The 23,814-nt window shown below is 63.1% G+C and carries 21 protein-coding genes; 17 read left to right on the top strand and 4 right to left on the bottom strand.

Going from position 1 to position 23,814, the window contains the following annotated elements:
* Positions 1–54 precede the first annotated feature (54 nt).
* On the top strand, positions 55–1,014 hold the full coding sequence (locus FJW03_RS25870) for a DUF1402 family protein (RefSeq protein ID WP_226890469.1): 960 nt from the start codon (positions 55–57) through the stop codon (positions 1,012–1,014).
* A 263-nt stretch (positions 1,015–1,277) separates the two neighbouring features.
* On the opposite strand, the gene FJW03_RS25865 is transcribed toward FJW03_RS25870, so the two are convergent.
* The 3 genes from FJW03_RS25865 to FJW03_RS25855 are packed head-to-tail and all read right to left on the bottom strand — an operon-like array spanning position 1,278 to position 3,950.
* Positions 1,278–2,507 (bottom strand): NAD(P)/FAD-dependent oxidoreductase, encoded by a 1,230-nt coding sequence (locus FJW03_RS25865; protein WP_140767450.1) that lies wholly within the window; start codon positions 2,505–2,507, stop codon positions 1,278–1,280.
* Positions 2,508–2,512: 5 nt separating this feature from the next.
* Positions 2,513–2,827, bottom strand: coding sequence for a MocE family 2Fe-2S type ferredoxin (locus FJW03_RS25860; RefSeq protein WP_140606630.1), 315 nt, complete (start codon positions 2,825–2,827; stop codon positions 2,513–2,515).
* Positions 2,828–2,858: 31 nt separating this feature from the next.
* Positions 2,859–3,950, bottom strand: a complete 1,092-nt coding sequence (locus FJW03_RS25855) for a fatty acid desaturase family protein (RefSeq protein WP_140767451.1) — start codon at positions 3,948–3,950, stop codon at positions 2,859–2,861.
* A gap of 190 nt (positions 3,951–4,140) precedes the next feature.
* Here FJW03_RS25855 and FJW03_RS25850 point away from each other — a divergent pair, with 190 nt between their 5' ends.
* The 9 genes from FJW03_RS25850 to FJW03_RS25810 all read left to right on the top strand — a co-directional run bounded on the left by FJW03_RS25850 (position 4,141) and on the right by FJW03_RS25810 (position 13,619).
* Positions 4,141–5,172 (top strand): LacI family DNA-binding transcriptional regulator, encoded by a 1,032-nt coding sequence (locus FJW03_RS25850; protein ID WP_140767452.1) that lies wholly within the window; start codon positions 4,141–4,143, stop codon positions 5,170–5,172.
* 363 nt (positions 5,173–5,535) lie between these two features.
* Positions 5,536–6,477 (top strand): sugar ABC transporter substrate-binding protein, encoded by a 942-nt coding sequence (locus FJW03_RS25845; RefSeq protein WP_140748570.1) that lies wholly within the window; start codon positions 5,536–5,538, stop codon positions 6,475–6,477.
* Between the two features lie 104 nt (positions 6,478–6,581).
* The gene (locus FJW03_RS25840; RefSeq protein WP_140606626.1) at positions 6,582–7,658 is read left to right on the top strand and encodes an ABC transporter permease; all 1,077 of its coding nucleotides are present in this window, start codon (positions 6,582–6,584) and stop codon (positions 7,656–7,658) included.
* Positions 7,659–7,660: 2 nt separating this feature from the next.
* The gene (locus FJW03_RS25835; RefSeq protein WP_140767453.1) at positions 7,661–8,428 is read left to right on the top strand and encodes an ATP-binding cassette domain-containing protein; all 768 of its coding nucleotides are present in this window, start codon (positions 7,661–7,663) and stop codon (positions 8,426–8,428) included.
* 110 nt (positions 8,429–8,538) lie between these two features.
* A complete protein-coding gene (gene iolG / locus FJW03_RS25830; RefSeq protein WP_140767454.1) occupies positions 8,539–9,531 on the top strand; it encodes an inositol 2-dehydrogenase in 993 nt (330 codons plus the stop codon).
* A gap of 273 nt (positions 9,532–9,804) precedes the next feature.
* On the top strand, positions 9,805–10,755 hold the full coding sequence (locus tag FJW03_RS25825) for an IS481 family transposase (protein ID WP_140613602.1): 951 nt from the start codon (positions 9,805–9,807) through the stop codon (positions 10,753–10,755).
* Positions 10,756–10,904: 149 nt separating this feature from the next.
* Positions 10,905–11,699, top strand: coding sequence for an SDR family oxidoreductase (locus FJW03_RS25820; RefSeq protein WP_140766689.1), 795 nt, complete (start codon positions 10,905–10,907; stop codon positions 11,697–11,699).
* Positions 11,700–11,830: 131 nt separating this feature from the next.
* A complete protein-coding gene (locus tag FJW03_RS25815; protein ID WP_140766688.1) occupies positions 11,831–12,094 on the top strand; it encodes a type II toxin-antitoxin system prevent-host-death family antitoxin in 264 nt (87 codons plus the stop codon).
* 436 nt (positions 12,095–12,530) lie between these two features.
* Positions 12,531–13,619: a 3-deoxy-7-phosphoheptulonate synthase gene (locus FJW03_RS25810; RefSeq protein WP_140690913.1), complete on the top strand. Its 1,089-nt coding sequence runs from the start codon at positions 12,531–12,533 to the stop codon at positions 13,617–13,619.
* 689 nt (positions 13,620–14,308) lie between these two features.
* On the opposite strand, the gene FJW03_RS25800 is transcribed toward FJW03_RS25810, so the two are convergent.
* On the bottom strand, positions 14,309–15,418 hold the full coding sequence (locus FJW03_RS25800; protein ID WP_140766687.1) for a Gfo/Idh/MocA family protein: 1,110 nt from the start codon (positions 15,416–15,418) through the stop codon (positions 14,309–14,311).
* A 155-nt stretch (positions 15,419–15,573) separates the two neighbouring features.
* On the opposite strand from FJW03_RS25800, the gene FJW03_RS25795 reads away from it, so the two are divergent.
* The 7 genes from FJW03_RS25795 to FJW03_RS25765 all read left to right on the top strand — a co-directional run bounded on the left by FJW03_RS25795 (position 15,574) and on the right by FJW03_RS25765 (position 23,812).
* Positions 15,574–16,419: a MurR/RpiR family transcriptional regulator gene (locus FJW03_RS25795; RefSeq protein WP_181173339.1), complete on the top strand. Its 846-nt coding sequence runs from the start codon at positions 15,574–15,576 to the stop codon at positions 16,417–16,419.
* 225 nt (positions 16,420–16,644) lie between these two features.
* On the top strand, positions 16,645–18,579 hold the full coding sequence (locus FJW03_RS25790; RefSeq protein ID WP_140766685.1) for a bifunctional 5-dehydro-2-deoxygluconokinase/5-dehydro-2-deoxyphosphogluconate aldolase: 1,935 nt from the start codon (positions 16,645–16,647) through the stop codon (positions 18,577–18,579).
* 34 nt (positions 18,580–18,613) lie between these two features.
* A complete protein-coding gene (gene iolD, locus FJW03_RS25785) occupies positions 18,614–20,464 on the top strand; it encodes a 3D-(3,5/4)-trihydroxycyclohexane-1,2-dione acylhydrolase (decyclizing) (protein WP_140766684.1) in 1,851 nt (616 codons plus the stop codon).
* Positions 20,465–20,634: 170 nt separating this feature from the next.
* Positions 20,635–21,552 carry a myo-inosose-2 dehydratase gene (gene iolE, locus FJW03_RS25780; protein WP_140766683.1) on the top strand — a complete coding sequence of 306 codons (918 nt, stop codon included), beginning with the start codon at positions 20,635–20,637 and terminating at the stop codon, positions 21,550–21,552.
* A 42-nt stretch (positions 21,553–21,594) separates the two neighbouring features.
* The gene (locus FJW03_RS25775; protein ID WP_140606613.1) at positions 21,595–21,813 is read left to right on the top strand and encodes a DUF3329 domain-containing protein; all 219 of its coding nucleotides are present in this window, start codon (positions 21,595–21,597) and stop codon (positions 21,811–21,813) included.
* Between the two features lie 326 nt (positions 21,814–22,139).
* Positions 22,140–22,952 (top strand): 5-deoxy-glucuronate isomerase, encoded by an 813-nt coding sequence (gene iolB / locus FJW03_RS25770; RefSeq protein WP_140612630.1) that lies wholly within the window; start codon positions 22,140–22,142, stop codon positions 22,950–22,952.
* A gap of 152 nt (positions 22,953–23,104) precedes the next feature.
* Positions 23,105–23,812 (top strand): DUF1045 domain-containing protein, encoded by a 708-nt coding sequence (locus tag FJW03_RS25765; RefSeq protein ID WP_140612632.1) that lies wholly within the window; start codon positions 23,105–23,107, stop codon positions 23,810–23,812.
* Positions 23,813–23,814: the final 2 nt, after the last annotated feature.

Raw genomic sequence — 23,814 nt, 5'->3', positions numbered from 1 at the left:
CTCGACCAAGAGCGATACCCTAGTTTGCGCGGCAATACCTGTAGGCGGCGGCGCATGAAAAAATTGGTCCTGTTCATTCTCGGCTTGACGCTGGCGGCGACGCTTTTCGCCGCCGACGCGGCGACGCTGGTGCCGCCGGGAAACCGAAATGCCGAGCAGCCCGATATTCCCGGCGCCTCCAGCCGGCGCACGCAAGCGACCAACACCACCTTCCAGGCGAAGTATCGCAAGGTCTATGCGCTGCTGCAGAACGACGCCGATCTGCGCGGCAAGATCAAGAAGGCAGCAAGCGCCTATGGCATCGATCCTATGCATATTGTCGGCGCCATCGTCGGCGAGCACACCTATAATGTCGACGCCTACGACCGGCTGCAGACCTACTACGTCAAGGCGATCTCCTATCTCTCCAGCAAACTGTCCTTCGCTTATGACGGCGAGGATGTCAGCGATTTCGTACAGCGGCCGGAATTCAAAAAATGCGGTGCAATCTCGGACAGCTACGATCTGTGGGAATGCCGTGAACAGGTCTGGAACCATTCGTTTCGCGGCAAGACCGTCGGCGGCGAGGATTTCCCCGACAACCGCTTCGGCGCCACTTTCTTCCAGCCCTACTATGCTGGCCAGACCTTCGGCCTCGGCCAACTCAATCCGCTGACCGCCTTGCAGATGAGCGATCTCGTGCACAAGGTGTCGGGCCTGCCGAAGCTCGACGTCGGCGATCCCAACTCGGTCTACAAGACCATCATGGATCCGGACCTGACGCTGCCTTATGTCGCCGCGACGATCAAGAAATCGATCGATGCCTACAAGAGCATTGCCGGCTTCGACATTTCGGGCAATCCGGGGCTGACCGCCACGCTCTACAATGTCGGCAATCCGGAGCAGCGCGCCTATGCGCTGAAGGCGGAAAACGACAAGCGCCGCGCCGCGGGCGAGCCGGAAAAGCTGCCGGAAGAGAATTATTATGGCTGGCTGGTCAACGACAAATTGGACGAGCTGAAGGCGCTGTTTTAGAGTCCAGTGAAGTTCAGTGCTGCGGGGGGATCGGTGTCGCGCGGCTTCCAGCGTTTACGCCGCCCCTCATCTGCCTGCCGGCATCTTCTCCCCGTATAGTGACGGGGAGAAGGGCACTGTCATTGCCGGTTTCGCCAATCATCAGCGTTGCAAGAGGCGCCGAGAGGTTGCGGCCAGCTACTTTCTCCCCGTCACTATTCGGGCAGAAATGCCCGGCAGGGCAATGAGGGGCGGCGCCGACTTCCACAATTAGCCCTGCGCCCCTACGCCGCCAGCAACGACTTCAGCTTGACGGCCTGCGATCCCAATGCCTCCGGCGCGGGCTTGGCCTGCTTGCCGATCAGCATTTCGGCCAGCCTGATGTCGCGGGCGACCGCATTGCCGGGGCCGATGCCGCTGGCCGCCACCAGCCTGCCGTCCTGCGCCAAATGGAAGAGGATGAAGGCGCCGTCGCCGAGATCGCGGCGGACGACAGAACGGCCTTCGTCCGCCAGACCGGCGATCTGCAGGGACAGGCCATACTGATCCGACCAGAACCACGGCACCGCCGCATGCGCCTCGCCGGCACCCAGCATGTTTTTAGCCGCCAGCGCGCCCTGTTCCTGTGCATTGCGCCAGGCTTCCAACCGCACGCGCCGACCGCCATAGACGGCGAGCGGGAATGAACAGCAGTCGCCGGCGGCGAAGATGTCGGGGTCGCTCGTGCGCAATTCAGCGTCGACGGCAATGCCGTTGTCTATGGCCAGGTCCGCTTCGGCCGCGAGCCCGGTCACCGGGACGGCGCCGATGCCGATAATGGCGAGATCGGCTGCGATTTCCCGTCCGCCCGCAAGCGACACGCGCACTTCCTTGCCGTCATCGGCGATGGCCGCAATGCCGTCACCGCACAGGATGTTGACGTCCTCGGCGATGTGCGCCTGGTGGACGATTTCGGCAATCTCGGTCGGCACGCCGCGCATCAGAATGCGTGGCTGTGCCTCGATGACAGTGACCGTGGCGCCGAGCTTGCGGGCGGCGGCGGCGAGTTCAAGGCCGATGAAGCCACCGCCGACGATGGCGATGCGGTTGCCGGCACTGAAATGGGCGCGAATGGCCAGCGCGTCGGCGAAGGTCCTGAGATAGACGCAGCGCGCGCCGAGACCGGGCATCGGCAGTTTGCGCGGGGTCGAGCCGGTAGCCAGCAGCAGCTTGTCGTAAGGCAGGACCGAACCGTCCGACAGACGCACCGTATGCGCCGCGCGATCGGTCGCCACCGCCTGGACGGAATGGATATGCCGGATCGACTTTTCGGCCAGTATCCCATCGCTGGCGATCGCCTTGACGGCAGGCGCGTCGCTGGCCATCGCATCCTTGGACAGAGGCGGACGCTCGTAGGGCAGATGCGGTTCGTCGCCGACCAGCGTCACCGGCCCGTGATAACCGAGATCGCGCAATCCAAGGGCGGCCCGCCCGCCGCATTCGCCGGCACCGATGATGACCATTCCCCGCGCCATGTCCGTCACCCGATCTGAACGAGGACTTTGCCGGCGTCGACCTTGACCGGGTAGGTCCTGAGGTTGACGCAGACCGGCGCGCCCCTGGCCGCACCCGTCTTGTAGTTGAAGCGGCCATTGTGCTTGGGACATTCGATGATGTCGTCCATCACCAGGCCGTCGGCCAGATGCACCTTCTCATGCGTGCAGAGGCCGTCGGTGGCGAAATATTCGTCGTCCGGGCTGCGATAGATGGCGAAGGTGCGCCCGCCATGATCGAAGCGCATCACGTCCTCTTCATCGATATCATCAGCAGCACAGGCCTCGACCCAGTCGCTCATTCAGTCCTCCCGGCAAATTTCGATCGCACCATCACTCCGCCGCGACGGCGACGGCATCGTTGTGGAATTCCTCGCGGTACGGCCTTGCGGTCGGCGGCAATTCGCGCTTCAGGAAATAATCCTCATTGCGCAACTGGCGCAGGAAGACCGGGATCATCTCGCGATAGCCCGCCAGGATCGACGGGGTCGGCGCCGGCAGGTCGTGCTTGATCAGCGCATGCAGCTTCGGCAACGCATGGTAAGGCACCATCGGGAACATGTGATGCTCCACATGATAGTTCATGTTCCAGTAGATGAAGCGGCTGATCGGGTTCATGTAGACGGTGCGGCTGTTCAGCCTGTGGTCCGTGACGTTGTCGGCAAGGCCGCCATGCTGCAGCAGGCCGACCATCACGTGATGCCAGGCGCCATAGAGCCTCGGCAGGCCGACCAGCATCAAAGGCAGGAACGACCCGAAATACAGCGCCAGCGCGATGGTCGCGGCATAGATCGCGGTCCAGATGCGGGCGATGCGGATCGCCTTCTTCTGCTCCTGTTCCGGAATGAAAGTCTTTTCGGCCGCGCTGATGTTGCCGGCGGCGTTGCGCAGCATGTCGCTCATCGCATGCCAGGCATCGAGCACGCCAACGAAGCCGAGAATGGCGCGCACCAGGTCCGGCGGCCGCATGACCGAGATTTCCGGGTCGCGGCCGACGATGATGGTGTCGGTGTGATGACGCGTGTGGCTCCAGCGCCAGGTCACCGGATTGCGCATGATCATGAAGCAGGCGATCTGATAGACCGCATCATTCATCCATTGCGTCCGGAACGCCGTGCCGTGGCCGCATTCGTGCCAGCGCGAATCGGTGGATGAGCCGTAGAGGACGCCATAGACGAAGAAGAACGGCACGCACCACCAGGTGCCCCAGAACCAGGCGCCGCCGGCGCCGCTGACGACCAGCGCGGCAATCCAGATCGCTGTGTCGCGGATTGCGGGCGCGTCGGCGCGCTGCATCAGCTCCTTCATCTGCTTGCGGGGAATATCGGTGTGATACCATTCCGCCGCCGACAAGCCGTTTTCCACGGCGAGCTTGGAGTCGCGGCCGATCAGGCTGTAGTCACGCCGGGACGGCGTTGCGGTCATGATTGCCTCCTGGTCATGATTGCCTTGGGCAAGGGCACTCGCCCGAACGAGTGCCAACCTTTCGGCACCCCATCTCGCTTCGAGCCTGAAAAATACCGCTGACCCGTGATAGACTCAATATCACAAAGATAGTTTCTATCATTTCCTATCAAAATGATATATCGATGTTGGAAATCGAACGAGGGCGATCATGGCGAAACGACCGACCATATCAGATCTGGCGCGCGTCTCCGGCGTCAGCGTCGCCACGGTGGACCGCGTGCTCAACAACCGGCTGCCGGTGCGCGAGGAGACCGCGCGCCGCGTCTATGAGACCGCGACCGAGATCGGCTACCACGCGGCCGGCCTGATCAAGCAGCGGATGCGCCACGAACTGCCGGAGTACCGGCTCGGCTTTCTGCTTTTGAGAGGCAATGATGTCTTCTACACGGAGTTCGCGCGGCAGCTCGAACTCGCGGTGTCGCAATCGCTGCGCTTCCGCGGCGTCTTGGTCATCGATTTCGCCAATTCGCTGACGCCGGACGAGATCGTCGAGCGCACGCGCAAGCTGGCGGCCAAATGCAGGGCCGTCGCCCTGGTCGGGCCCGATCACCCGACACTGACGGTAACGGTCGAGGAGATGGAGGCCAGGGGACTGCCGGTCTTTTCATTGCTGTCCGACTTCGCGGCCGGTATCCGCGAGGGCTATGTCGGCCTCGACAACCGCAAGGTTGGCCGCACCGCGGCCTGGATGATCTCGAAGGCGGCGAAGCGGCCGGGCAAGGTCGCGCTGTTCGTCGGCAGCCACCGTTTCCATGGGCATGAACTGCGCGAGATCGGCTTTCGCTCCTTCTTCCGCGAACAGGCGCCGGACTTCACCCTGCTGGAAACGCTGGTCAATCTCGAGGCCAACCAGATCACACAGGACACGCTGCTCGAGCTTCTTGGCCGCCACCCCGATCTGGTCGGCTGCTACGTCGCCGGCGGCGGCATGGAAGGCGCGGTCGCGGCACTGAGGCAGGCAAAGCCGGCCGAGATGCCGGCGGTCGTCTGCAACGAGATCACGGCGGTCTCGCGTTCGGCCCTGGCCGACGGGATCCTGACGATGGTTATCTCCACGCCGCTGGCCGCACTTTGCCGCGAATTGCTCGACCTCATGGCGCATGCCATCGAAACCGGCGCGGCGAACGCGCCAGGACAGACATTCCTGCCGTTCGATATCTATCTGCCCGAGAATATCTAGCGATTACCTCGACACCTGGCGCATCCCGCCGGCAGGATGAAAGAATCCATCACGGCTGATAGGAGCCGCATCGTCGCGCGGCCGGCCGCTTGGCACATGGCTTTCCCGCATCGACATCAAAATCCCGCGTCCGGATTTGGAATCGCCCTTGACGCCTCGATGCGAAATGGAATAAATATTTCACCAACTGCGCATTTTGGTTCTTTCGTTCCGGAACATCTGTTTCAAACGGAGGTTTGGCGTTCCAGCCCGTGCAGGGGAACGCCCTGCGGAAAGAAACGATATCAGGGAGAGATTCCCCGGGAGATCGGGGATTCCGGATAGATCGGTGCAACCGGACACCAAAAGTGGAGGAGAAACACAATGAAGAAACTGCTTTTGGGCGTCGCCTTCGCGGCGCTGATGAGTTCATCCGCCATGGCCGCCAAGATCGGCGTATCGATGGCCAAGTTCGACGACAATTTCCTGACCGTTCTGCGCAACGGCATGATCGCGCAGGCCAAGGGCATGAGCGGCGTCGAGCTGCAGGTCGAGGACGCGCAGAACGACGTCGCCAAGCAGCTCGACCAGATCAAGAACTTCGCCGCCTCGGGCGTCGACGCCATCATCGTCAACCCGGTCGACACCTCGGCCACCCAGGCGATGTCGGACGCCGCGGCGGCCGCCAAGGTCCCGCTGGTCTATGTCAATCGCGAGCCGGTCAATGTGAACACGCTGCCGGACAACCAGGCCTTCGTCGCTTCGAACGAAGCCGATTCCGGCACGCTGGAAACCAAGGAAGTCTGCCGCCTGTTCAAGGCAGCCGGCAAGAAGGAAGCCAATGTCTATGTGATCATGGGCGAGCTTTCCAACCAGGCCGCCGTGCAGCGTACCAAGGACATCGAGGAAGTCATCGCCACCCCGGAGTGCAACTTCATCAAGATCATCGACAAGCAGACGTCGAACTGGGATCGCGACCAGGCCCAGAACCTGATGACCAACTGGCTGTCGACCGGCAAGAAGTTCGATGGCGTCATCGCCAACAACGACGAAAGCGCCATCGGTGCCATCCAGGCGATGAAGGCCGCCAACATCGACATGAAAACCGTGATCGTCGGCGGCGTCGACGCCACCCAGGACGCGCTTGTGGCGATGCAGGCGGGCGACCTTGCCGTGACCGTGTTCCAGGACGCTGCCGGCCAGGGCGCTGGCGCGCTGGACGCGGCGCTGAAGCTCGCCAAGGGCGAGAAGGTGGAGCATAAGGTCTACGTCCCGTTCCAGCTGGTTACACCGGCCAACATCGACAAGTTCCTGAAGAAGAACTGAGCGGCGGACATACGGAGCGGCGCTCCCACGCTAAAGGTAGCGCCGCTCTCTTTCTCAGCGTCTGAAAGACGCGAGGACGGCCGTGGCTGACGGAGGATAGAGGATTGGCACAGACATCTCATGGCGTCGGCGGGCTCAGCTATGACGCGAAGAAGCGCACATGGCCGGCCGAATTCAACGTTTTCCTGGCGCTCGTCATTCTCGTCGTCATCTTCGAGGCGATCGGCCGGATCTTTCTCGGCGACAGCTTCCTGTTCAACACGCGCAGCGACGTCAGCGGCATCTTCAACGAGGCGCGCCTGCAGATCATCATCCTGCAAGTGTCGATCGTCGGCATCATCGCCATCGGCGTCACGCAGGTGATCATAACAGGCGGCATCGACCTGTCCTCGGGCTCGATCGTCGGCGCCACCGCAATGATCGCCATGAGCTTCGCCCAGGTGGCGACCGTCAACGGCAACCCCAATCCCAAGGCGATGTTCCTCGCGGAGGGCTGGACCGACCTGCCGGTCATCGTGCCGGTGCTGGTGGCGATCGGCTGCGGCCTGCTTGCCGGCCTGGTCAACGGCGCCTTGATCGCCTACACGCGCATTCCGCCCTTCATCGCCACGCTCGGCATGATGGTGACGGCGCGCGGCATTGCCAAATGGTGGTCCAAGGGCCAGCCGATCTCGTTTCCGACCGACAGTTTCGCGGCAATCGGCAAGGGCTTGATGCCGGTCATCATCTTCATCTCGCTGGCGATCCTGTTCCAGCTCATCTTGACCTACACGAGATACGGCAAGCATTGTTACGCCATCGGCTCCAACGAGGACGCCGCGCGCATGTCCGGCATCAAGATCGCCAACCACAAGATCCTGGTCTATGTCATTGCCGGGATCCTGGCCTCGCTCGCCGCCGTGGTGCTCTCCTCCAAGAACCTCACCGCCCAGTCCGGCATGGGCGTGATGTATGAACTCGACGCCATCGCCATGGCGGTCATCGGCGGCGTTTCGCTGTCGGGCGGGCGCGGTTCCATCGTCGGCACGGTGATCGGATCGCTGATCTTCGGCGTCATCATCTCCGGCTTCACCTTCCTGCGCCTCGACGCCTACTATCAGGAGATGGTCAAGGGCGTGATCATCGTCGGAGCGGTCGTTCTCGACCAGTGGCGCCAACGTATGCGTGCATTGAGGGCTTGACCATGTCAGACATCGTCCTGAAGACCGAAAACCTGACCAAGCGCTATGGCGGCGTGCATGCGCTCGAGGGCGCGAACTTCGAGCTGCGCAAGGGCGAACATGTCGCCATCATGGGCGACAATGGCGCCGGCAAGTCGACCTTCGTGCGCCAGATCACGGCGGTCGAACAGCGCACCAGCGGCAAGATCTGGTTCGACGGCAAGGAAGTGAATTTTACGGGTCCCATCGCGGCACGCGAGGCGGGCATCGAGACCGTATTCCAGAACCTGGCGCTGGCCGACGACCTCGACGTGCCATCGAACCTGTTCCTCGGCCGCGAGAAGGTGCTGTTCAACCTCGGGCCATTCTCGATCCTCGACCGCAAATATATGCGCAAGGCGACCGAGGCGGCTCTGGTTCGCACCGCGGTGAAAATACCCAACCTCTCCAACACCATCCGCCACATGTCGGGCGGCCAGCGCCAGTGCGTGGCGATCGCCAGGACAGCGACTTTCGCTTCCAAGCTGATCATCATGGACGAGCCGACGGCGGCCCTTGGCGTGCAGGAGACGGCGCAGGTCGAAAACATCATCCGGACGCTGAAGGACAATGGCGAGCCGCTGATCCTGATCAGCCACAATATGCGCCAGGTGTTCGACCTTTGCGACCGCATCGTCGTGTTCCGGCGCGGCCGTATCGTGGCCAATCTGCGCAAGGAGAACACCGACGGCCAGGACATCGTCTCCTACATCACCGGCGCCAAGACCGGGGAAGCCGAACTCGCGGCCTAGGGCCGGGCGCGGAGGCGGCGGTCATCGCCTCCCCGTCGATATATCCGGACCGCAAACTCTACGCCCGTGACAGGCGCCCCTGCTTCGAACCACCCCCAGAGGAAATTTCCATGACTCTCCGCTTCGCCCTCCTCGGTGCCGGCCGCATCGGCAAGGTCCACGCCCGCGCGGTTGGCTCCAATCCACAGGCCAAACTGGTTGCCGTCGCCGATGCCTTCGAGAAGGCGGCGACCGAATTGGCGACCGCCTATGGCGCGGAGGTGCGCACCATCGATGCCATCGAAAAATCCGGCGATATCGACGCCGTCGTCATCTGCACGCCGACCGATACCCATGCCGACCTGATCGAACGCTTCGCCAAGGCCGGCAAGGCGATCTTCTGCGAAAAACCGATCGACCTCGACGTCAAGCGGGTGGAAAAGTGCCTGGCCGTGGTGGACAAGGCCAAGGCGACGCTGATGGTCGGCTTCAACAGGCGCTTCGATCCGCATTTCGCCGCCGTGCGCAAGGCGATCGATGACGGCGCCATCGGCACCGTCGAGATGGTCACGATCACCTCGCGTGACCCCGGCGCGCCGCCCATCGATTACATCAAGCGCTCGGGCGGCATTTTTCGCGATATGACCATCCACGATTTCGACATGGCGCGCTTCCTGCTCGGCGAGGAACCTGTTGCGGTCAGCGCCCACGCCTCGGTGCTCGTGGACAAGAAAATCGGCGAGGCCGGCGATTTCGACTCGGTCAGCGTCATCCTCGAGACGGCGTCAGGCAAGCAGGCCATCATCTCCAACTCGCGCCGCGCCACCTATGGCTACGACCAGCGCATCGAGGTGCATGGTTCGAAGGGCATGGTCGCGGCCGAGAACCAGCGGCCGGTGTCGATCGAGTTGGCCAACGACAAGGGCTATACCCGCCCGCCGCTGCACGACTTCTTCATGACGCGCTATCTCGACGCCTATGCCAATGAGATTGCAGCCTTCATCACCGCTGCGACATCGGGCAAGAAAGCGGCTCCGAGCGGAGCGGATGGGCTTGTGGCCTTGAGGCTCGCCGATGCGGCGTTGAAATCGGCGACGTCAGGCAAGACCGTCCGTCTCGATTGACTCGGCGAGGCGAATTTTTTGGGGCGATCAGCTTGTCAGTCTACAAGGCTTTGCGATTAGCCGGAGCACCCATCACGTCGTCATCCACGGGCGGAGCAAGGAGCGAAGCGACGCGGCGCAGACCCGAGGATCCATGCCGTTACGTCGGAGCGATGTGAACGGTGCAGAAATCTGCTCCGCCACGTTCTTCGGCCGGGGTCACGGTATGGATCCTAGGTGTTTGATCCCGAGCTTTAATGGTGCGATATTTTCTTCCGACTGGAAGGATGGGTTATGGGACAAGTTCTGCACGGCCGCGCCACGACGACAGAGGCAATCCGTCGAGCAATACAAAATAGTCAAGAGAGCCTGAGGGCGCTGGCCAGGCGCTACGGGATCGATCAGAAGACGGTTCGAAAGTGGAAGAACCGAACCTCGACCGCCGATCTTCCGACAGGCCCCAAGGACCCGAAGTCGACGGTGTTGTCTGTGGAGGAAGAGGCGGCCATCGTCGCCTTTCGCAAGCACACGCTGCTGCCACTGGATGATTGTCTCTATGCCCTTCAGCCGACGATCCCGCATCTGACACGCTCGTCCTTGCATCGTTGCCTTCAACGCCATGGTATTTCGCGATTGCCGCAGGTGGATGGTGACAAGCCGGCCAAGAAAAAGTTTCAGGCCTATCCGATCGGCTATTTCCATATCGATATCGCCGATGTGCAGACCGCCGAGGGCAAGCTGCGTCTCTTCGTTGCCGTCGACCGGACGTCCAAGTTCGCCTATGCGCAGCTACACGCGACGGCGGACAAGATGACGATGGTCCAGTTCCTGCGAGATCTGATCGCGGCCGTGCCCTATGCCATCCACACCATTTTGACCGACAACGGCATCCAGTTCACCAACCGAAGCTGCGACCGCCATGCCCCCCGGCATATCTTCGATGATGTCTGCGCCGACCATGGCATCGAGCACCGGCTCACCAAGATCAACCATCCCTGGACCAACGGCCAGGTCGAGCGGATGAACCGAACCATCAAGGACGCGACCGTCAAGTGCTTCCACTATGACGATCACGATCAGCTGCGCCGACACCTCGCCGACTTCATCTCAGCCTACAATTTCGCACGCAGGCTCAAGACCCTCAAAGGCCTCACGCCTTATGAGTTCATCTGCAAAATCTGGAAAAAAGAGCCCGAACGGTTCAGACTCGACCCGGTCCATCAAATGCCGGGACTAAACACCTAGGGTCTCCGCGACGGAGCTTCGCTCCTGCTTCGCCCTAGGATGACGAGGTTGAGGACGCCTAGGCCAAGTTTTCAATGTACCGGAAAACCGATCGGAACCTCGATGAATCTCGGAAAACCATTGGTAATCAAAATCATAGGAGCAAGACGATGAGCGGATCAATTGATCGCAATTCAGAAACACGCGCCATCGTCACCGGCGGCGCGCAAGGCATTGGCTTCGCCGTCGCGGAGGCGCTTGCCGATGAAGGCTGCCGGGCGCTGGCGCTCATCGGCCGCTCGCAGGAGAAGGGCGACAAGGCCGTCGCCAGCCTCAAGAAATCCGGCGTCGACGCCATCTTCATCAGCGCCGACGTTGCGAAAGTGGCGGACTGCAAGCGCGCGGTGGCGACCGCGATTTCGCATTTCGGCACAATCAACGCGCTGGTCAACGCCGCCGCCACATCGGCGCGCGGTTCGCTGGTCGAGACTTCAGAGGAGCTTTTCGACCAGATATTCGACACCAACGTGCGGGGACCCTTCTTCCTCATGCAGGGGCTGGTCGCACATCTGCTGGAACGCAAGGCGCCGGGCTCGATCGTCAACGTGCTGTCGATGTCGGCGCATGCCGGTCAGTCCTTCCTGACGCCCTATTCGACCAGCAAGGGCGCGCTGATGACGCTGACCAAGAATGTCGCCAGCTCCTACCGGAAGAACCGCATCCGCTGCAACGCCGTGCTGCCCGGCTGGATGGACACCGAAGGTGAGGCGATCGTGCAGAAAAAATGGCACGACGCGCCGGACGACTGGCTGGAGAAGGCCGAGGCCGCGCAGCCGATGGGCCAGTTGGTGAAGCCGGCCCAGCTTGCCCGGCTGATCACCTATATGCTGAGCCCGCAGGCCGGCGTCATGACCGGCTCGCTGGTCGACTACGACCAGAACATAGCCGGCGTGGTTGGGGAGTAACGGCAATTGAGCCGCTGCACGCCGTCTGGGTTCAGCATAACGGTGCGGGGCCCCATGAGCCGCATGCCTAACTATTGCCGCAGCATTGCCTTTCCCTCATAGTCATAAGTCCGAACAATCATGGGGGTGGAATGATGTCTGCGCCCGAACATACCAGCTGGACTGTCGCCGAGGCAAAAGCCCGGTTCGCCGAGATTATCGAGCGGGCGCGGTACGCGCCCCAAACGATCATCGAAAACAGCAAACCGAGCGTGCTTGTAGTATCGGCCGAAGAATGGCTTCGAAAGACCGGGCGAAAGGGTACGCTTGCGGAATTCCTGTTGGAATCACCACTGCGTGGTGCCGATTTGGACCTTGAACGTCAACACGACGAACCGCGTGACCTGCCGCTATGAATCGCTACTCACTTCGTCATCCACGGGCGGAGCAAGGAGCGAAGCGACGCGCGCAGACCCGAGGATCCATGCCATTACTTTGAAGCGGCGCAGCGGCGCAGAATTTTGCTCGGGTGCATTCCTCGGCCAAGGTCACGGAATGGATCCCAGGGTCTCCGCGACGGAGCTTCGCTCCTGCTTCGCCCTGGGATGACGAAATCGCGAGATTCGGCCATTCCGAATTGGCTCTCATCACCCACGTGACAAACACCCCCGCATCGACTATATGACCCGCATGATCAACCTGTCCGCCACGTATTGGTACTTTAGCAGCTCGCTGGCGGCGGGAGGATTGCGCTCGATCTGAAGATTGCAGCATCAAAATCCGAACAGCCGCCAGACCTGGCGGCTTTTTTTTGTTTCAGCCGGCAGGTCTCCCAACCAGGAGCAGAAAGCCGTGTTGACCACCACAGATGACCTTCGGGTCACCGAAATCAGGACACTGAGCACGCCGGACGAGGTGATGCGCGAAATACCGCGCACGCTGACGGCGACGCGTACCGTTGCCACCGCGCGCAATTCCATCCATTCCATCCTCACAGGGGCCGACGATCGACTTGTTGTCATCGTCGGCCCTTGTTCCATCCACGATCCGGTCGCCGCCGTTGACTATGCCAGCCGTCTGGCGGCGCTGCGCGAAGCCCTGGCCGACCGGCTCGAGATCGTCATGCGCGTCTATTTCGAGAAGCCGCGCACGACCGTCGGCTGGAAGGGGCTGATCAACGATCCGGACCTCGACGGCAGCTTCAACATCGAAAAGGGGTTGCGCATGGCGCGCAACGTGCTGTCGGCCGTCAACAATCTCGGCCTGCCGGCGGCGACCGAATTCCTCGACATGACCATACCGCAATACATCGCCGACCTCGTCGCCTGGGGCGCGATCGGCGCGCGCACGACCGAGAGCCAGATCCATCGCGAGCTGGCATCGGGCCTCTCCTGCCCGGTCGGCTTCAAGAACGGCACCGACGGCAATCTCAAGATCGCCGGCGAGGCGGTGAAATCGGCCGCGCAGCCGCATCATTTCATGGCGGTGACCAAGGGTGGACGCAGCGCCATAGCGGCGACCACCGGCAATGAGGACTGCCATGTCATCCTGCGTGGCGGCGTTCAGCCCAATTATGACGCGGCGAGCGTCGCGGCCGCCGCCGCGGAACTCGCCCGCATTGGTGTCGCGCCGCGGCTGATGATCGATGTCAGCCACGCCAACTCAGCCAAGAAGCCCGAGAACCAGCCCAAAGTGGCGGCTGACGTGGCGGGCCAGGTGGCGGCAGGCGACGAGCGCATCATCGGCGTCATGATCGAGAGCAATCTCGTCGCCGGTCGGCAGGATGTGGTGGCCGGCAAGCCGCTCGTCTATGGCCAGAGCATCACCGATGGCTGCATCGACTGGGCGACCACCGAGACCGTGCTGCACGGCCTTGCCGGCGCCGTCGAGTGGCGCCGATCGGCACGGCGCGCGATGATGGAGAGGCAAGGAGCCGCCTGATCTGGCAGGCCATGTCTGTATGGAAGGGCGGCGGTCTCCGGATTCGGACCGGGCTCACGCCGCCTTCAGCCTTGCAATGCCTGGGTTTCGCGGCACCTCGGCCGGAGCGACCGACCTGGCGCCGGTGCGCCGCGCAATCCTCAACGAGCAGAAGCTCGGCCGACAAGCCTGACCGCGCCTGCAGGCGCCTGATCCGCCCGACCCCGCTCAACTCCTACGCTGAAACCGCCAACATCGTCGCCTGGTGTGAACTCCGCCAGGCGATCTGCAATTCCGCAACGATCGCATCGAGGATGCCCCGACCGAGCCGTGGTTCAAAGGCAAAGGCGACGGCTTGCGGCAGGTCTGGGTGAACGGGTGGGAGACGAATACCACCGCTGGTAACTGAGACGTTTGCCGCCGTTCGCGAGTAGCACCGACCGGTGTGCCCCGCGATCAGCACCAACTGATTGATTTGAAATGTCGGCGCTGCCCCTCATCTGCCTGCCGGCATCTTCTCCCCCTGTAGTGACGGGGAGAAGGGAGCGGTTTCGGCCTTGGCGCTTGCCCTGCGGTGCGGGAAACTGGCGAAATCCGTGGCGAAGGCCCGGCAGGGCAATGAGGGACGGCGCCGACGTTAAAGCTAGCAGCGGGCGTGGCATCATATGTGTTCCCCGCTGGATAGCGCTCGATCGGCGGCCAAGCCGCCGCTACCGCACATCGACCCAGCGCTTCTCCTCGAACGAGCGCGCCATGGCGTGCACGGTGCGCTCGATCTCCAGGCCTTCGGCGAACTCGATGAGCCGCGCCGGCTTGCCGGCGAGCCGCGTCAGCAATTCGCGGCACTCGATGATCTTGAGATCGTTGAAGCCGAGGCCATGACCGGGCGCCGGCACAAAGGCGTCGTACGGCTTGTGGTGCGGCGCCACCAGGATGGTGCGATAACCCTGTTCGGTCGGGCGGTCCGATGTGAGGTAAAGCTGGAATTCGTTCATCCGCTCCTGATCGAAGAGTATCGAGCCCTTGGAGCCAAAAATCTGGACGGCGATGCGGCCCTTGCGGCCCCAGGCCGAGCGGTTGACCTGGAGCGTGCCGGCAATGCCGTTTTCCAGATGCATCAGCACGCTGGCGATGTCGTAGGTTTCGACCGCGCGGCGCCCGCCGGCCGCCAGCTTGCGGTCGGCATAGGGCTTGGCCATGTCGCAGATGACGCTGGTGACGCGTCCGAACAGCACAGAGACCAGCGACAGCGGATGCACGGCGAAATCGTCGAGCGCGCCATAGCCCGAAGCGGCCTCGTGCTTCCAGAAGAACAGCGCCTCGGGATCGGCCATGAAATCCTCATCCATCTCGATGCGCAGATGGTTGACCTCGCCGATGATTTTCTCGTCGAGCAGCGCGCCGATGTGGCGGATGGCCGGGCTCTGGATGTAGTTGTAGCCAAGGGCCGCGACCTTGCCTGATTTCTTGGCCGCGGCGGCCATCGCCTCGGCTTCGGCAAAGCTCGGCGCCATCGGCTTTTCGCACCACAGATGCTTGCCGGCTTCAAGGATGGCGATGGCCATCTCCGGATGGAACTGGTTGGGCGTGGTCAGCGAGACGATATCGACCTCCGGGTCGTTGACGACGGCGCGCCAGTCGCCGGACGCCCTGGCGAAGCCGAATTCGCCGGCCTTGCGCCTGGCGAGATCCTCATTGACCTCGCCGAGGTGGACCAGCCGCGGCTTGGCCACGTCGGAGAAGACGGCGCCGACAGCGCTCCACGCGATGGCATGGCATTTGCCCATGAAGCCCGTGCCGATAAGACCTACGCCGACCATCCGCGATTTCTCCACTGCTTGAAGCGCCGATTGGATGAATTAATCCATTTTCTTGGGGAATGGAATGTCTGCCTCATTTTTTATGGCGTTCTTGCGCAAGCTCGCTATGATGAGGCAGAGAGGACGCTTCACGGATGAGCTTGAACGGGCCGACGATGGACGAACTGGTACCTCGCGACTTCGAGACGCTGCGCGCCACTATCCTGGATCGGCGCGAGAACCTGCCCAAGCGCATCGCCCAGATCGCCGCCTATGCGCTCGACAATCCGGACGACATCGCCTTCGGCACCGCTGCAAGCATCGCCGCCTCGGCCGGCGTGCAGCCTTCGACCCTGATCCGTTTCGCCCAGCAGCTCGGCTTCGACGGCTTCACCAGCCTGCAGCAGGTGTTTCGCGAGCGGCTGCGCGAGCGCAATTCTTCCTATGACGAGCGGTTGCAGGCGCTGCGGGCCAAGGCTGACGCCGGCGCCGGCCACCGGGCGATCTTCGACGGCTTCGTCGCCGCCGCGAGCACCTCGCTCAACGACATTTCGCGCACGCTGGACGACGCGCATCTGGAAGACGCGATTTCCCTGCTGGCGAAGGCGCAGACCATCTATGTGCTGGCCAAGCGGCGCTCCTACCCGGTGGCGACCTACATCGCCTACGCGCTGGGCAAGCTGAAGATCCGCAACCAGCTGATCGAATCGGCCGCCGGCCTGAATGCCGAGATAGTCGGCTTTGCGACGCCGGCGGACGCCGTCATCGCCATCAGCTTCTCGCCCTATGCACCGGCCACAATCGAGGAAGCACGCAGCATTTCGGAACAGGGCGTGCCGATCGTCGCCATCACGGACAGCTCGTTTTCGCCGCTTGCCCAGTTCGCCAGGGTCTGGTTCGAGGTTGCCGAGGCGGACTTCGCCGGCTTCCGCTCGCTGTCGGCAACGATGGCGCTGGCCATGGCTCTGACGGTCGGGGTCGGCGAGAAGCGGCGCGACGCAAGCCGCAAACGAAGAACCTGAATTTGATCCCTGAAAAGACCTGGGCGAGGCCGGAAATCGGACGCTTTCCGTTGCTTCCCGCGCCTTCGGTCCGGGATCATGGTCGCGCAGTTTTCAGTACGGGAATGCTCATTCCATATTGACTATGGATTGGAATTATTATTTCATATTGCCGGCGCCACGCTGCCGCTCGCGCGTGTTGCCCAAACAATGTTGTTCATGACAACAGACCGACGGGAGGTTCCAATGAGCGAAGCCGTGGACGCGAAACAGGCGCCGCTCGACGTCATCACCATCGGTCGTGCTTCCGTCGACCTCTATGGCCAGCAGATCGGCTCGCGGCTGGAAGACATCACTTCGTTCGCCAAGTCGGTCGGCGGCTGCCCGGCCAACATTTCGGTCGGCACGGCGAGGCTCGGCCTGCGTTCGGCGCTGCTGACGCGCGTCGGCGACGAGCAGATGGGCCGCTTCATCCGTGAGCAGCTCAAGCGCGAAGGCGTCAACGTCGACGGTCTGAAGACCGACAAGGAACGGCTGACCGCGCTGGTGCTGCTATCGGTCGAGAGCGAAGGCGTTTCCCCGATGATCTTCTACCGCACCGACTGCGCCGACATGGCGCTGGCGCCGGAAGACATCGACGAAGCCTTCATCGCTTCCGCGCGCGCCATCGTCGTTACCGGCACGCATTTTTCGCGCCCCAACAGCGACGCCGCACAGCGCAAGGCGATCCGCATCATGAAGGCCAAGGGCGGCAAGGTTGTCTTCGACATCGACTATCGCCCTAACCTGTGGGGGCTCGCCGGCCATGCCGAGGGCTTCGAGCGCTATGTGAAGTCGGACCGGGTCTCGGCCCAGCTGAAGACGGTGCTGCCCGATTGCGACCTCATCGTCGGCACCGAGGAAGAGATCATGATCGCCTCTGGCGCCGACGACTGCCGGAGCGCGCTGAAGACGATCCGCTCGCTATCGTCGGCCACCATCGTGCTCAAGCGCGGCGCCATGGGCTGCATCGTCTATGACGGGCCGATCAGCGACGATCTCGAGGACGGCGTCGTCGGCAAGGGTTTTCCGATCGAGATCTACAATGTGCTGGGCGCAGGCGACGCCTTCATGTCCGGCTTGCTGCGCGGCTGGCTCGGCGGCGAAAACCTGGAAACAGCGGCGACCTGGGCCAATGCCTGCGGCGCCTTCGCCGTGTCGCGGCTGCTTTGCGCGCCGGAATACCCGACCTTCGAGGAGTTGCAATTCTTCCTCAGGAATCGCAGCAAGCATCGTGCCTTGCGCAAGGACGAGGCGATCAACCACATCCATTGGGCGACCACGCGCCGACGCGACATCCCTTCGCTGATGGCGCTCGCCTGCGATCATCGCGTGCAGCTCGAAGATGTCGCGGCCAAGGCCGGCGCCGATCCTGCGCGCATCCGCGATTTCAAGGTGCTGGCTGTCAAGGCGGCGGCAAAGGTCGCCGCCGGCCGTGATGGCTACGGCATGCTGATCGACGAGAAACATGGCCGCGAGGCGATGTTCGAGTTCGCCCGCCATCCCTTCGCCTGGCTTGGACGCCCGGTGGAACTTCCGGGATCACGACCGCTGCGCTTCGAGTTCTCGCAGGACATCGGCTCGCAGCTTGCCGAATGGCCTGTCGATCACTGCGTCAAGTGCCTGTGCTTCTACCATCCCGACGATCCAGCGGCCTTGAAGGAAGAACAACAGCAGAAGCTGCGCGCGCTGTTCGAGGCCGCGCGCAAGGTGGGCCGGGAACTTCTCGTCGAGATCATCGCCGGCAAGCACGGCAAGCTCGACGACACGACCATCCCGCGCGCGTTGGAGGAGCTTTACGCGCTCGGTATCAAGCCTGACTGGTGGAAGCTCGAGCCGCAGGCCTCGGCCGGCGCCTGGGCCAGGATCGAGGCTGTCATCCTGAAACACGATCCCTGGTGCCGGGGCATCGTGCTGCTTGGGCTCGAGGCGCCGCAGGACGAGCTGAAAGCCGCTTTCGCCGCCACGGCCAAGGCGCCCATCGTCAAGGGTTTTGCCGTCGGCCGCACCATCTTCGTCCACGCCGCCGAAGAGTGGCTGGCCGGCAGGATGTCGGATGACGAGGCAATCGCCGACATGGCGTCGCGCTTCGAGCAACTGACCGAAGCGTGGCTTGCCGCGCGTGGCCGCAAGGCAGCATAACAGCCGCGGCACAAGGACTGCGGAGGAAAAGACCATGAGCAAGACAATCCGCCTGACGATGGCGCAGGCGTTGACCCGCTTCCTGTCCCGCCAGATGGCCGAGATCGACGGAAAAAAAATGCCGATCTTCGGCGGTGTCTGGGCGATCTTCGGCCATGGCAATGTCGCCGGCATCGGCGAGGCGCTCTACCAGGTGCGCGACGACTTGCCGACATTCCGCGCCCACAACGAACAGGCGATGGCGCATGCGGCGATCGCCTATGCCAAGGCCAATTTCCGCCGCCGCTTCATGGCCGCAACAAGCTCGATCGGTCCGGGCGCGCTCAACATGGTGACCGCGGCGGCACTCGCCCATGTCAACCGCTTGCCGGTCCTGTTCCTGCCTGGCGATGTCTTCGCCAACCGCATTCCCGATCCGGTGCTGCAGCAGGCCGAAGATTTTTCCGACGGCACCGCGACCGTCAACGACTGTTTCCGTCCGGTCTCGCGCTATTTCGACCGCATCACCCGGCCCGAGCAGATCATCCCGGCGCTCCGCCGCGCCATGCAGGTGCTGACCGATCCGGCCGATTGCGGGCCGGTGACTTTGTCGCTCTGTCAGGATGTGCAGGCCGAGGCCTATGACTATCCGGAGAGCTTCTTTGCCGAGCGGGTCTGGCATCAGCGCCGGCCGCGCCCGGACCGCCACGAGCTTGCCGCCGCCGTCGCGGCACTCAAGGGCGCGAAGAAGCCGCTGATCATCGCCGGCGGCGGCGTCATCTATTCGCAGGCATCGGATGAGTTGGCCAGGTTCGCCGGGGGTGCCGGCATTCCTGTCTGCGAGACGCAGGGCGGCAAGTCCTCGCTGCCGGACGATCATCGGCTCAACATGGCGGCGGTCGGCGTCACCGGCACTTCGGCCGCCAACCGGCTGGCTGAGGAAGCCGATGTGGTGCTGGCCATCGGCACGCGGCTGCAGGATTTCACCACCGGCTCTTGGGCGCTGTTCAAGAACTCCGGCAAGACCATCATCGGGCTCAACGTGCAGCCTTTCGATGCCGGCAAGCACCGCGCGCTGCCGCTGGTCGCCGATGCGGCCGAGGGTCTCGCCGAACTCGGCGCCGCGCTGAAGGGCTGGAAGGCGCCCGCCGTCTGGACCGAGAATGCGGCCAAGGGCAAGAAGATCTGGCAGTCCGACGCGGCCAAGGTGACGGCGTCGACCAACGTCGCTTTCCCCTCCGACGCGCAGGTGATCGGCGCCGTGCAGCGGGCCATGGGCTCCGGCGTGACCCTGCTGCATGCGGCCGGCGGCCTGCCGGGAGAACTGCACAAGCTCTGGCAGGCCGGCACGCCCGGCTCCTACCATGCCGAATACGGCTTCTCGACCATGGGCTACGAGATAGCCGGCGGGCTTGGCGCCAAGATGGCGAAGCCGGACGAAGAGGTCGTCGTCATGATCGGCGACGGCTCCTACCTGATGCTCAATTCCGAGATCGCCACCTCGGTGATGCTCGGTTTGAAGCTGACCATCGTGCTGCTCGACAACAGGGGTTTCGGCTGCATCAACCGGCTGCAGATGGCAACCGGCGGCGCCAACTTCAACAATCTGCTGAAAGACTCGCGCCACGAGATCCTGCCCGATGTCGACTTTGCCGCGCATGCGGCGAGCATGGGGGCGATTGCCGAGAAGGTGCCGTCGATCGCCGAGCTGGAAAACGCGCTGCGGAAGGCGAAGACAAACGACCGCACCACCGTGCTGGTCATCGACACCGACCCGCTGGTCTCGACCGATGCCGGCGGCCACTGGTGGGACGTGGCGGTGCCGGAAGTCTCCGCGCGGCCACAAGTGAACGCGGCACGCAAGGCCTATGACGAGAAGCGGCAGATGCAGAGTGTCGGTGACTAATGTCAGCGCCGCCCCTCACCCTTACCCTCTCCCCGTAAGAACGGGGAGAGGGTCGCCAGCGTCGTGATCAGCCCCTTACCCGTCCCTATACGGGGAGAAGGTGCCGGCAGGCGGATGAGGGGCGGCACTGACGGCCAAAGAATGAGCTGTTTTGAAACTGGAGTGACGACTTGAAAGCCAAACTGGGCATGTCCCCCATTGCATGGTGGAACGACGATCTTGCCGAACTCAGCGATGATGTGTCGCTGGAGGAGTGCCTGCGCCAGTCGCGTTCGGCTGGCTTCACCGGCATGGAGATGGGCCGGCGTTTTCCCAACGATCCCGCTGTCATGCTGCCGATCCTGAAGGCGGCCGACGTGACGCTGTGCGGCGGCTGGTTCTCGGGCACGCTGGTCGATGAGGACATGGCCAAGAACAAGGATCGCATCCAGCCGATGATCGACCTGTTCAAGGCGGTCAATGCGCCCTGTATCGTCTATGGCGAGGTCGGCCGCTCGATCCAGGGCGACCGTTCCAAGCCGCTTGCCACCAAGCCGAAACTCACCAGCGACGAGATGAAGGCGTATGGCCGGCGCCTGACCGAGTTCGGCGAATGGTGTGCCGAACAAGGCATGCCGCTGTCCTACCACCATCATATGGCGGCGGTGGTCGAGACCGAGCCGGAGCTCGACGCCTTCATGCGCCATTCCGGCGAAGGCATTCCGCTGCTGCTCGATGCCGGCCATCTGGCCTTTGCCGGCGGCGATGTGCTGCGCGCCATCGACAACCACCACAGGCGCATCAACCATGTCCACGTGAAGGATGTGCGCATGGGCGTGATCGACAAGCTCGACCGTACGAAGCAATCCTTCCTCGACGCCGTGGCGCTCGGCGCCTTCACGGTGCCGGGCGATGGCTCGCTGGATTTCGGCGCCATCGTGCAGCGCTTCGCCGATCATGGTTATGAGGGCTGGTTCGTGGTGGAGGCCGAGCAGGATCCGAAAAAGAACCCGCCGCTCAGGATGGCGCAGGTCGGCCACAAGGAACTGATGCGGGCGATGACGGCCGCCGGCTACACGGTCGAAACGCAAGGTTTTCCGCATGCCTGACGCGAGGGTTCCCCGCGAGGCGGGTTGCTATAGATTGGGCTGATGAAAGATTCCGAACATCCCTTCTTCCGACCACTTTGGCGGCGCGTCGCCGTCGTCGCGGTCTGCGTCCTCTGGTCGGTCATCGAGTTCGCCACCGGCACGCCGTTCTGGGGCGTCATCGCGCTCGGCTTTGCCGGCTATGGCGTCTGGCAGTTTTTTTACCTCTACAAGCCGGCCGACGAGAGCAAGGCAACGGCCGAGCCCGAAGCGAAGGAGTGACTGATCCTATGCGTTGGCGATTAGCTTGGCCTTCGCAAATCTTCGGCCGGCGCCCTTCCAACTTCGTCATCCTAGGGCGAAGCAGGAGCGAAGCTCCGTCGCGGAGACCCTGGGATCCATGCCGTTACCTCGGCCGAAGGGCACAGCGGAGCGGAATTCTGCACCGTCACACCAGCTTCAAAGTCTTGGCATGGATCCTAGGGTCTGCGCTGCGTCGCTACGCTCCTTGCTGCGCCCTAGGATGACGAAGTTAGAAGCACTGCACCCTTTCAAACAGGCGGCTTGGCTTCAGGGAATCCTTCAAGCCAACGGAATAGGAGACAAAAATGTCGAAACTGCTGGTGAAGGCCGACAAGGGCCATGGCCGCGTTGCCCACGTGACGCCGAAAAGCGCCGGCTGGACGTATGTCGGTTTCGACCTGCATCGGCTGAAGCCGGGCGAAAGTGCCTCGGGCCAAACGGCCGATCGCGAGGTCTGCCTGGTGTTCGTGGCCGGCAAGGGCACCGCCACCGCCGGCGGCAAGGATCTTGGGGTGCTCGGCGAGCGAATGTCGCCCTTCGATGGCAAGCCGTGGTCGGTCTATGTTCCCGAGGGATCGGACTGGTCGGTAACGGCCGATACCGAGCTGGAACTGGCGGTCTGCTCGGCGCCGGGCCTGGGCGGCCGGTTGCCGGTTCGGGTGATCGGGCCGGACGATCTCGGCCAGGAGGTGCGCGGCAAGGGCACCAATACGCGCTACGTCACCAACATCCTGCCGGAAGGCAAGCCAGCGGACTCACTCCTGGTGGTCGAGGTCATCACGCCGGGCGGCCATACGTCGAGCTACCCGCCGCACAAGCATGACCAGGACAATCTGCCCGCCGAATCCTATCTCGAGGAAACCTACTATCACCGCCTCAACCCGCCGCAGGGCTTTGCCTTCCAGCGCGTCTATACCGACGCCGACAAGAATGGGCATCGCGCACTGGACGAGGCCATGGCGATCGAGGATGGCGACGTGGTGCTGGTGCCCAAGGGCTATCACCCCTGCGCCGCCTGCCACGGCTACGACCTCTACTATCTCAACGTCATGGCCGGACCAAAGCGGACGTGGAAATTCCACAATGCCCCCGAGCACGAATGGTTGATGAAGGCCTGAGAATCGGGGCGGGACCGGTGAAGCTATTGGTCCAGCTCGGAAAAATCGTCGGCTAAGGAACTGAAGGAGCGATTTGCCTTCGAAAACCCTTCAAAGCTTCGTCAATCCGTCATGGAAATCACCTATGGCAACGGATCTGATGAGGACTTGCCATGCGTTATGCCATCTATTTCGCCCCCCGGCAGGACGAACCGCTGGCGCGGATCGCCGCTAACTGGCTGGGCCGCGACCCGTTCGGCGCGGCGACAAAGCCGGTTGAGGCCGTGGCCGACCTTGCGGCCGCGGAAGTTGCCTTCCACACCGCTTCGGCGCGCCGCTATGGCTTCCACGCGACGCTGAAAGCCCCGTTCCGTCTTGCGGTGAACGAGACAGAGAGTTCGCTGCGCGCGGCACTCGACCAATTCGCCGAGGCGACGCCGGTGGTGACGATCCCGCGTCTCGTCGTCAGCCAGATCGACAGCTTTTTCGCGCTGGTGCCGGACGGTCCGCTGCCGCCGCTCAACCGCTTCGCCGACGACGTCGTGCGCGATTTCGACCGGTTCCGTGCGCCGCTGACCGAAGCCGAGATCGAACGGCGCAGTCCGGATTCGCTGAAGCCGGCCGAGTTCCGCAATCTCTGCCAGTGGGGTTACCCCTATGTCTTCGAGACGTTCCGCTTTCATATGACGCTGTCCGGGCGGGCAGGGCCACAGGAAAGCCCTCGTCTGCGCGCGGCAATCGACAGCCTGTTCGCGGATGTGCTTCGGCAGCCGGTGCTGGTGGATGGACTGACGCTGTTCGTCGAACCCGAACCAGGCGCGCCATTCCTGGTGCTTTCGCAGCACGCGCTGGGACGGCGCCCGACCAGAAAAACCGCCTGACC

The organism is Mesorhizobium sp. B4-1-4, assembly GCF_006439395.2.
Lineage (GTDB): Bacteria > Pseudomonadota > Alphaproteobacteria > Rhizobiales > Rhizobiaceae > Mesorhizobium.
Note: the sequence above shows the minus strand (reverse complement) of the source record. Positions and strands in the feature narration are given on the sequence as shown.

Bases quoted from the DNA above. Each gene is read 5' to 3' on its own strand.
- FJW03_RS25860 (WP_140606630.1), bottom strand. From the start codon at position 2,827: ATGAGCGACTGGGTCGAGGCCTGTGCTGCTGATGATATCGATGAAGAG.
- iolB (WP_140612630.1), top strand. From the start codon at position 22,140: ATGTCGAAACTGCTGGTGAAGGCCGACAAGGGCCATGGCCGCGTTGCC.
- iolD (WP_140766684.1), top strand. From the start codon at position 18,614: ATGAGCAAGACAATCCGCCTGACGATGGCGCAGGCGTTGACCCGCTTC.
- FJW03_RS25820 (WP_140766689.1), top strand. From the start codon at position 10,905: ATGAGCGGATCAATTGATCGCAATTCAGAAACACGCGCCATCGTCACC.
- FJW03_RS25845 (WP_140748570.1), top strand. From the start codon at position 5,536: ATGAAGAAACTGCTTTTGGGCGTCGCCTTCGCGGCGCTGATGAGTTCA.
- FJW03_RS25815 (WP_140766688.1), top strand. From the start codon at position 11,831: ATGATGTCTGCGCCCGAACATACCAGCTGGACTGTCGCCGAGGCAAAA.
- FJW03_RS25850 (WP_140767452.1), top strand. From the start codon at position 4,141: ATGGCGAAACGACCGACCATATCAGATCTGGCGCGCGTCTCCGGCGTC.
- FJW03_RS25765 (WP_140612632.1), top strand. From the start codon at position 23,105: ATGCGTTATGCCATCTATTTCGCCCCCCGGCAGGACGAACCGCTGGCG.
- FJW03_RS25855 (WP_140767451.1), bottom strand. From the start codon at position 3,950: ATGACCGCAACGCCGTCCCGGCGTGACTACAGCCTGATCGGCCGCGAC.
- FJW03_RS25795 (WP_181173339.1), top strand. From the start codon at position 15,574: ATGGACGAACTGGTACCTCGCGACTTCGAGACGCTGCGCGCCACTATC.
- FJW03_RS25870 (WP_226890469.1), top strand. From the start codon at position 55: ATGAAAAAATTGGTCCTGTTCATTCTCGGCTTGACGCTGGCGGCGACG.
- FJW03_RS25835 (WP_140767453.1), top strand. From the start codon at position 7,661: ATGTCAGACATCGTCCTGAAGACCGAAAACCTGACCAAGCGCTATGGC.
- iolG (WP_140767454.1), top strand. From the start codon at position 8,539: ATGACTCTCCGCTTCGCCCTCCTCGGTGCCGGCCGCATCGGCAAGGTC.
- FJW03_RS25825 (WP_140613602.1), top strand. From the start codon at position 9,805: ATGGGACAAGTTCTGCACGGCCGCGCCACGACGACAGAGGCAATCCGT.
- FJW03_RS25790 (WP_140766685.1), top strand. From the start codon at position 16,645: ATGAGCGAAGCCGTGGACGCGAAACAGGCGCCGCTCGACGTCATCACC.
- FJW03_RS25775 (WP_140606613.1), top strand. From the start codon at position 21,595: ATGAAAGATTCCGAACATCCCTTCTTCCGACCACTTTGGCGGCGCGTC.
- FJW03_RS25865 (WP_140767450.1), bottom strand. From the start codon at position 2,507: ATGGCGCGGGGAATGGTCATCATCGGTGCCGGCGAATGCGGCGGGCGG.
- FJW03_RS25800 (WP_140766687.1), bottom strand. From the start codon at position 15,418: ATGGTCGGCGTAGGTCTTATCGGCACGGGCTTCATGGGCAAATGCCAT.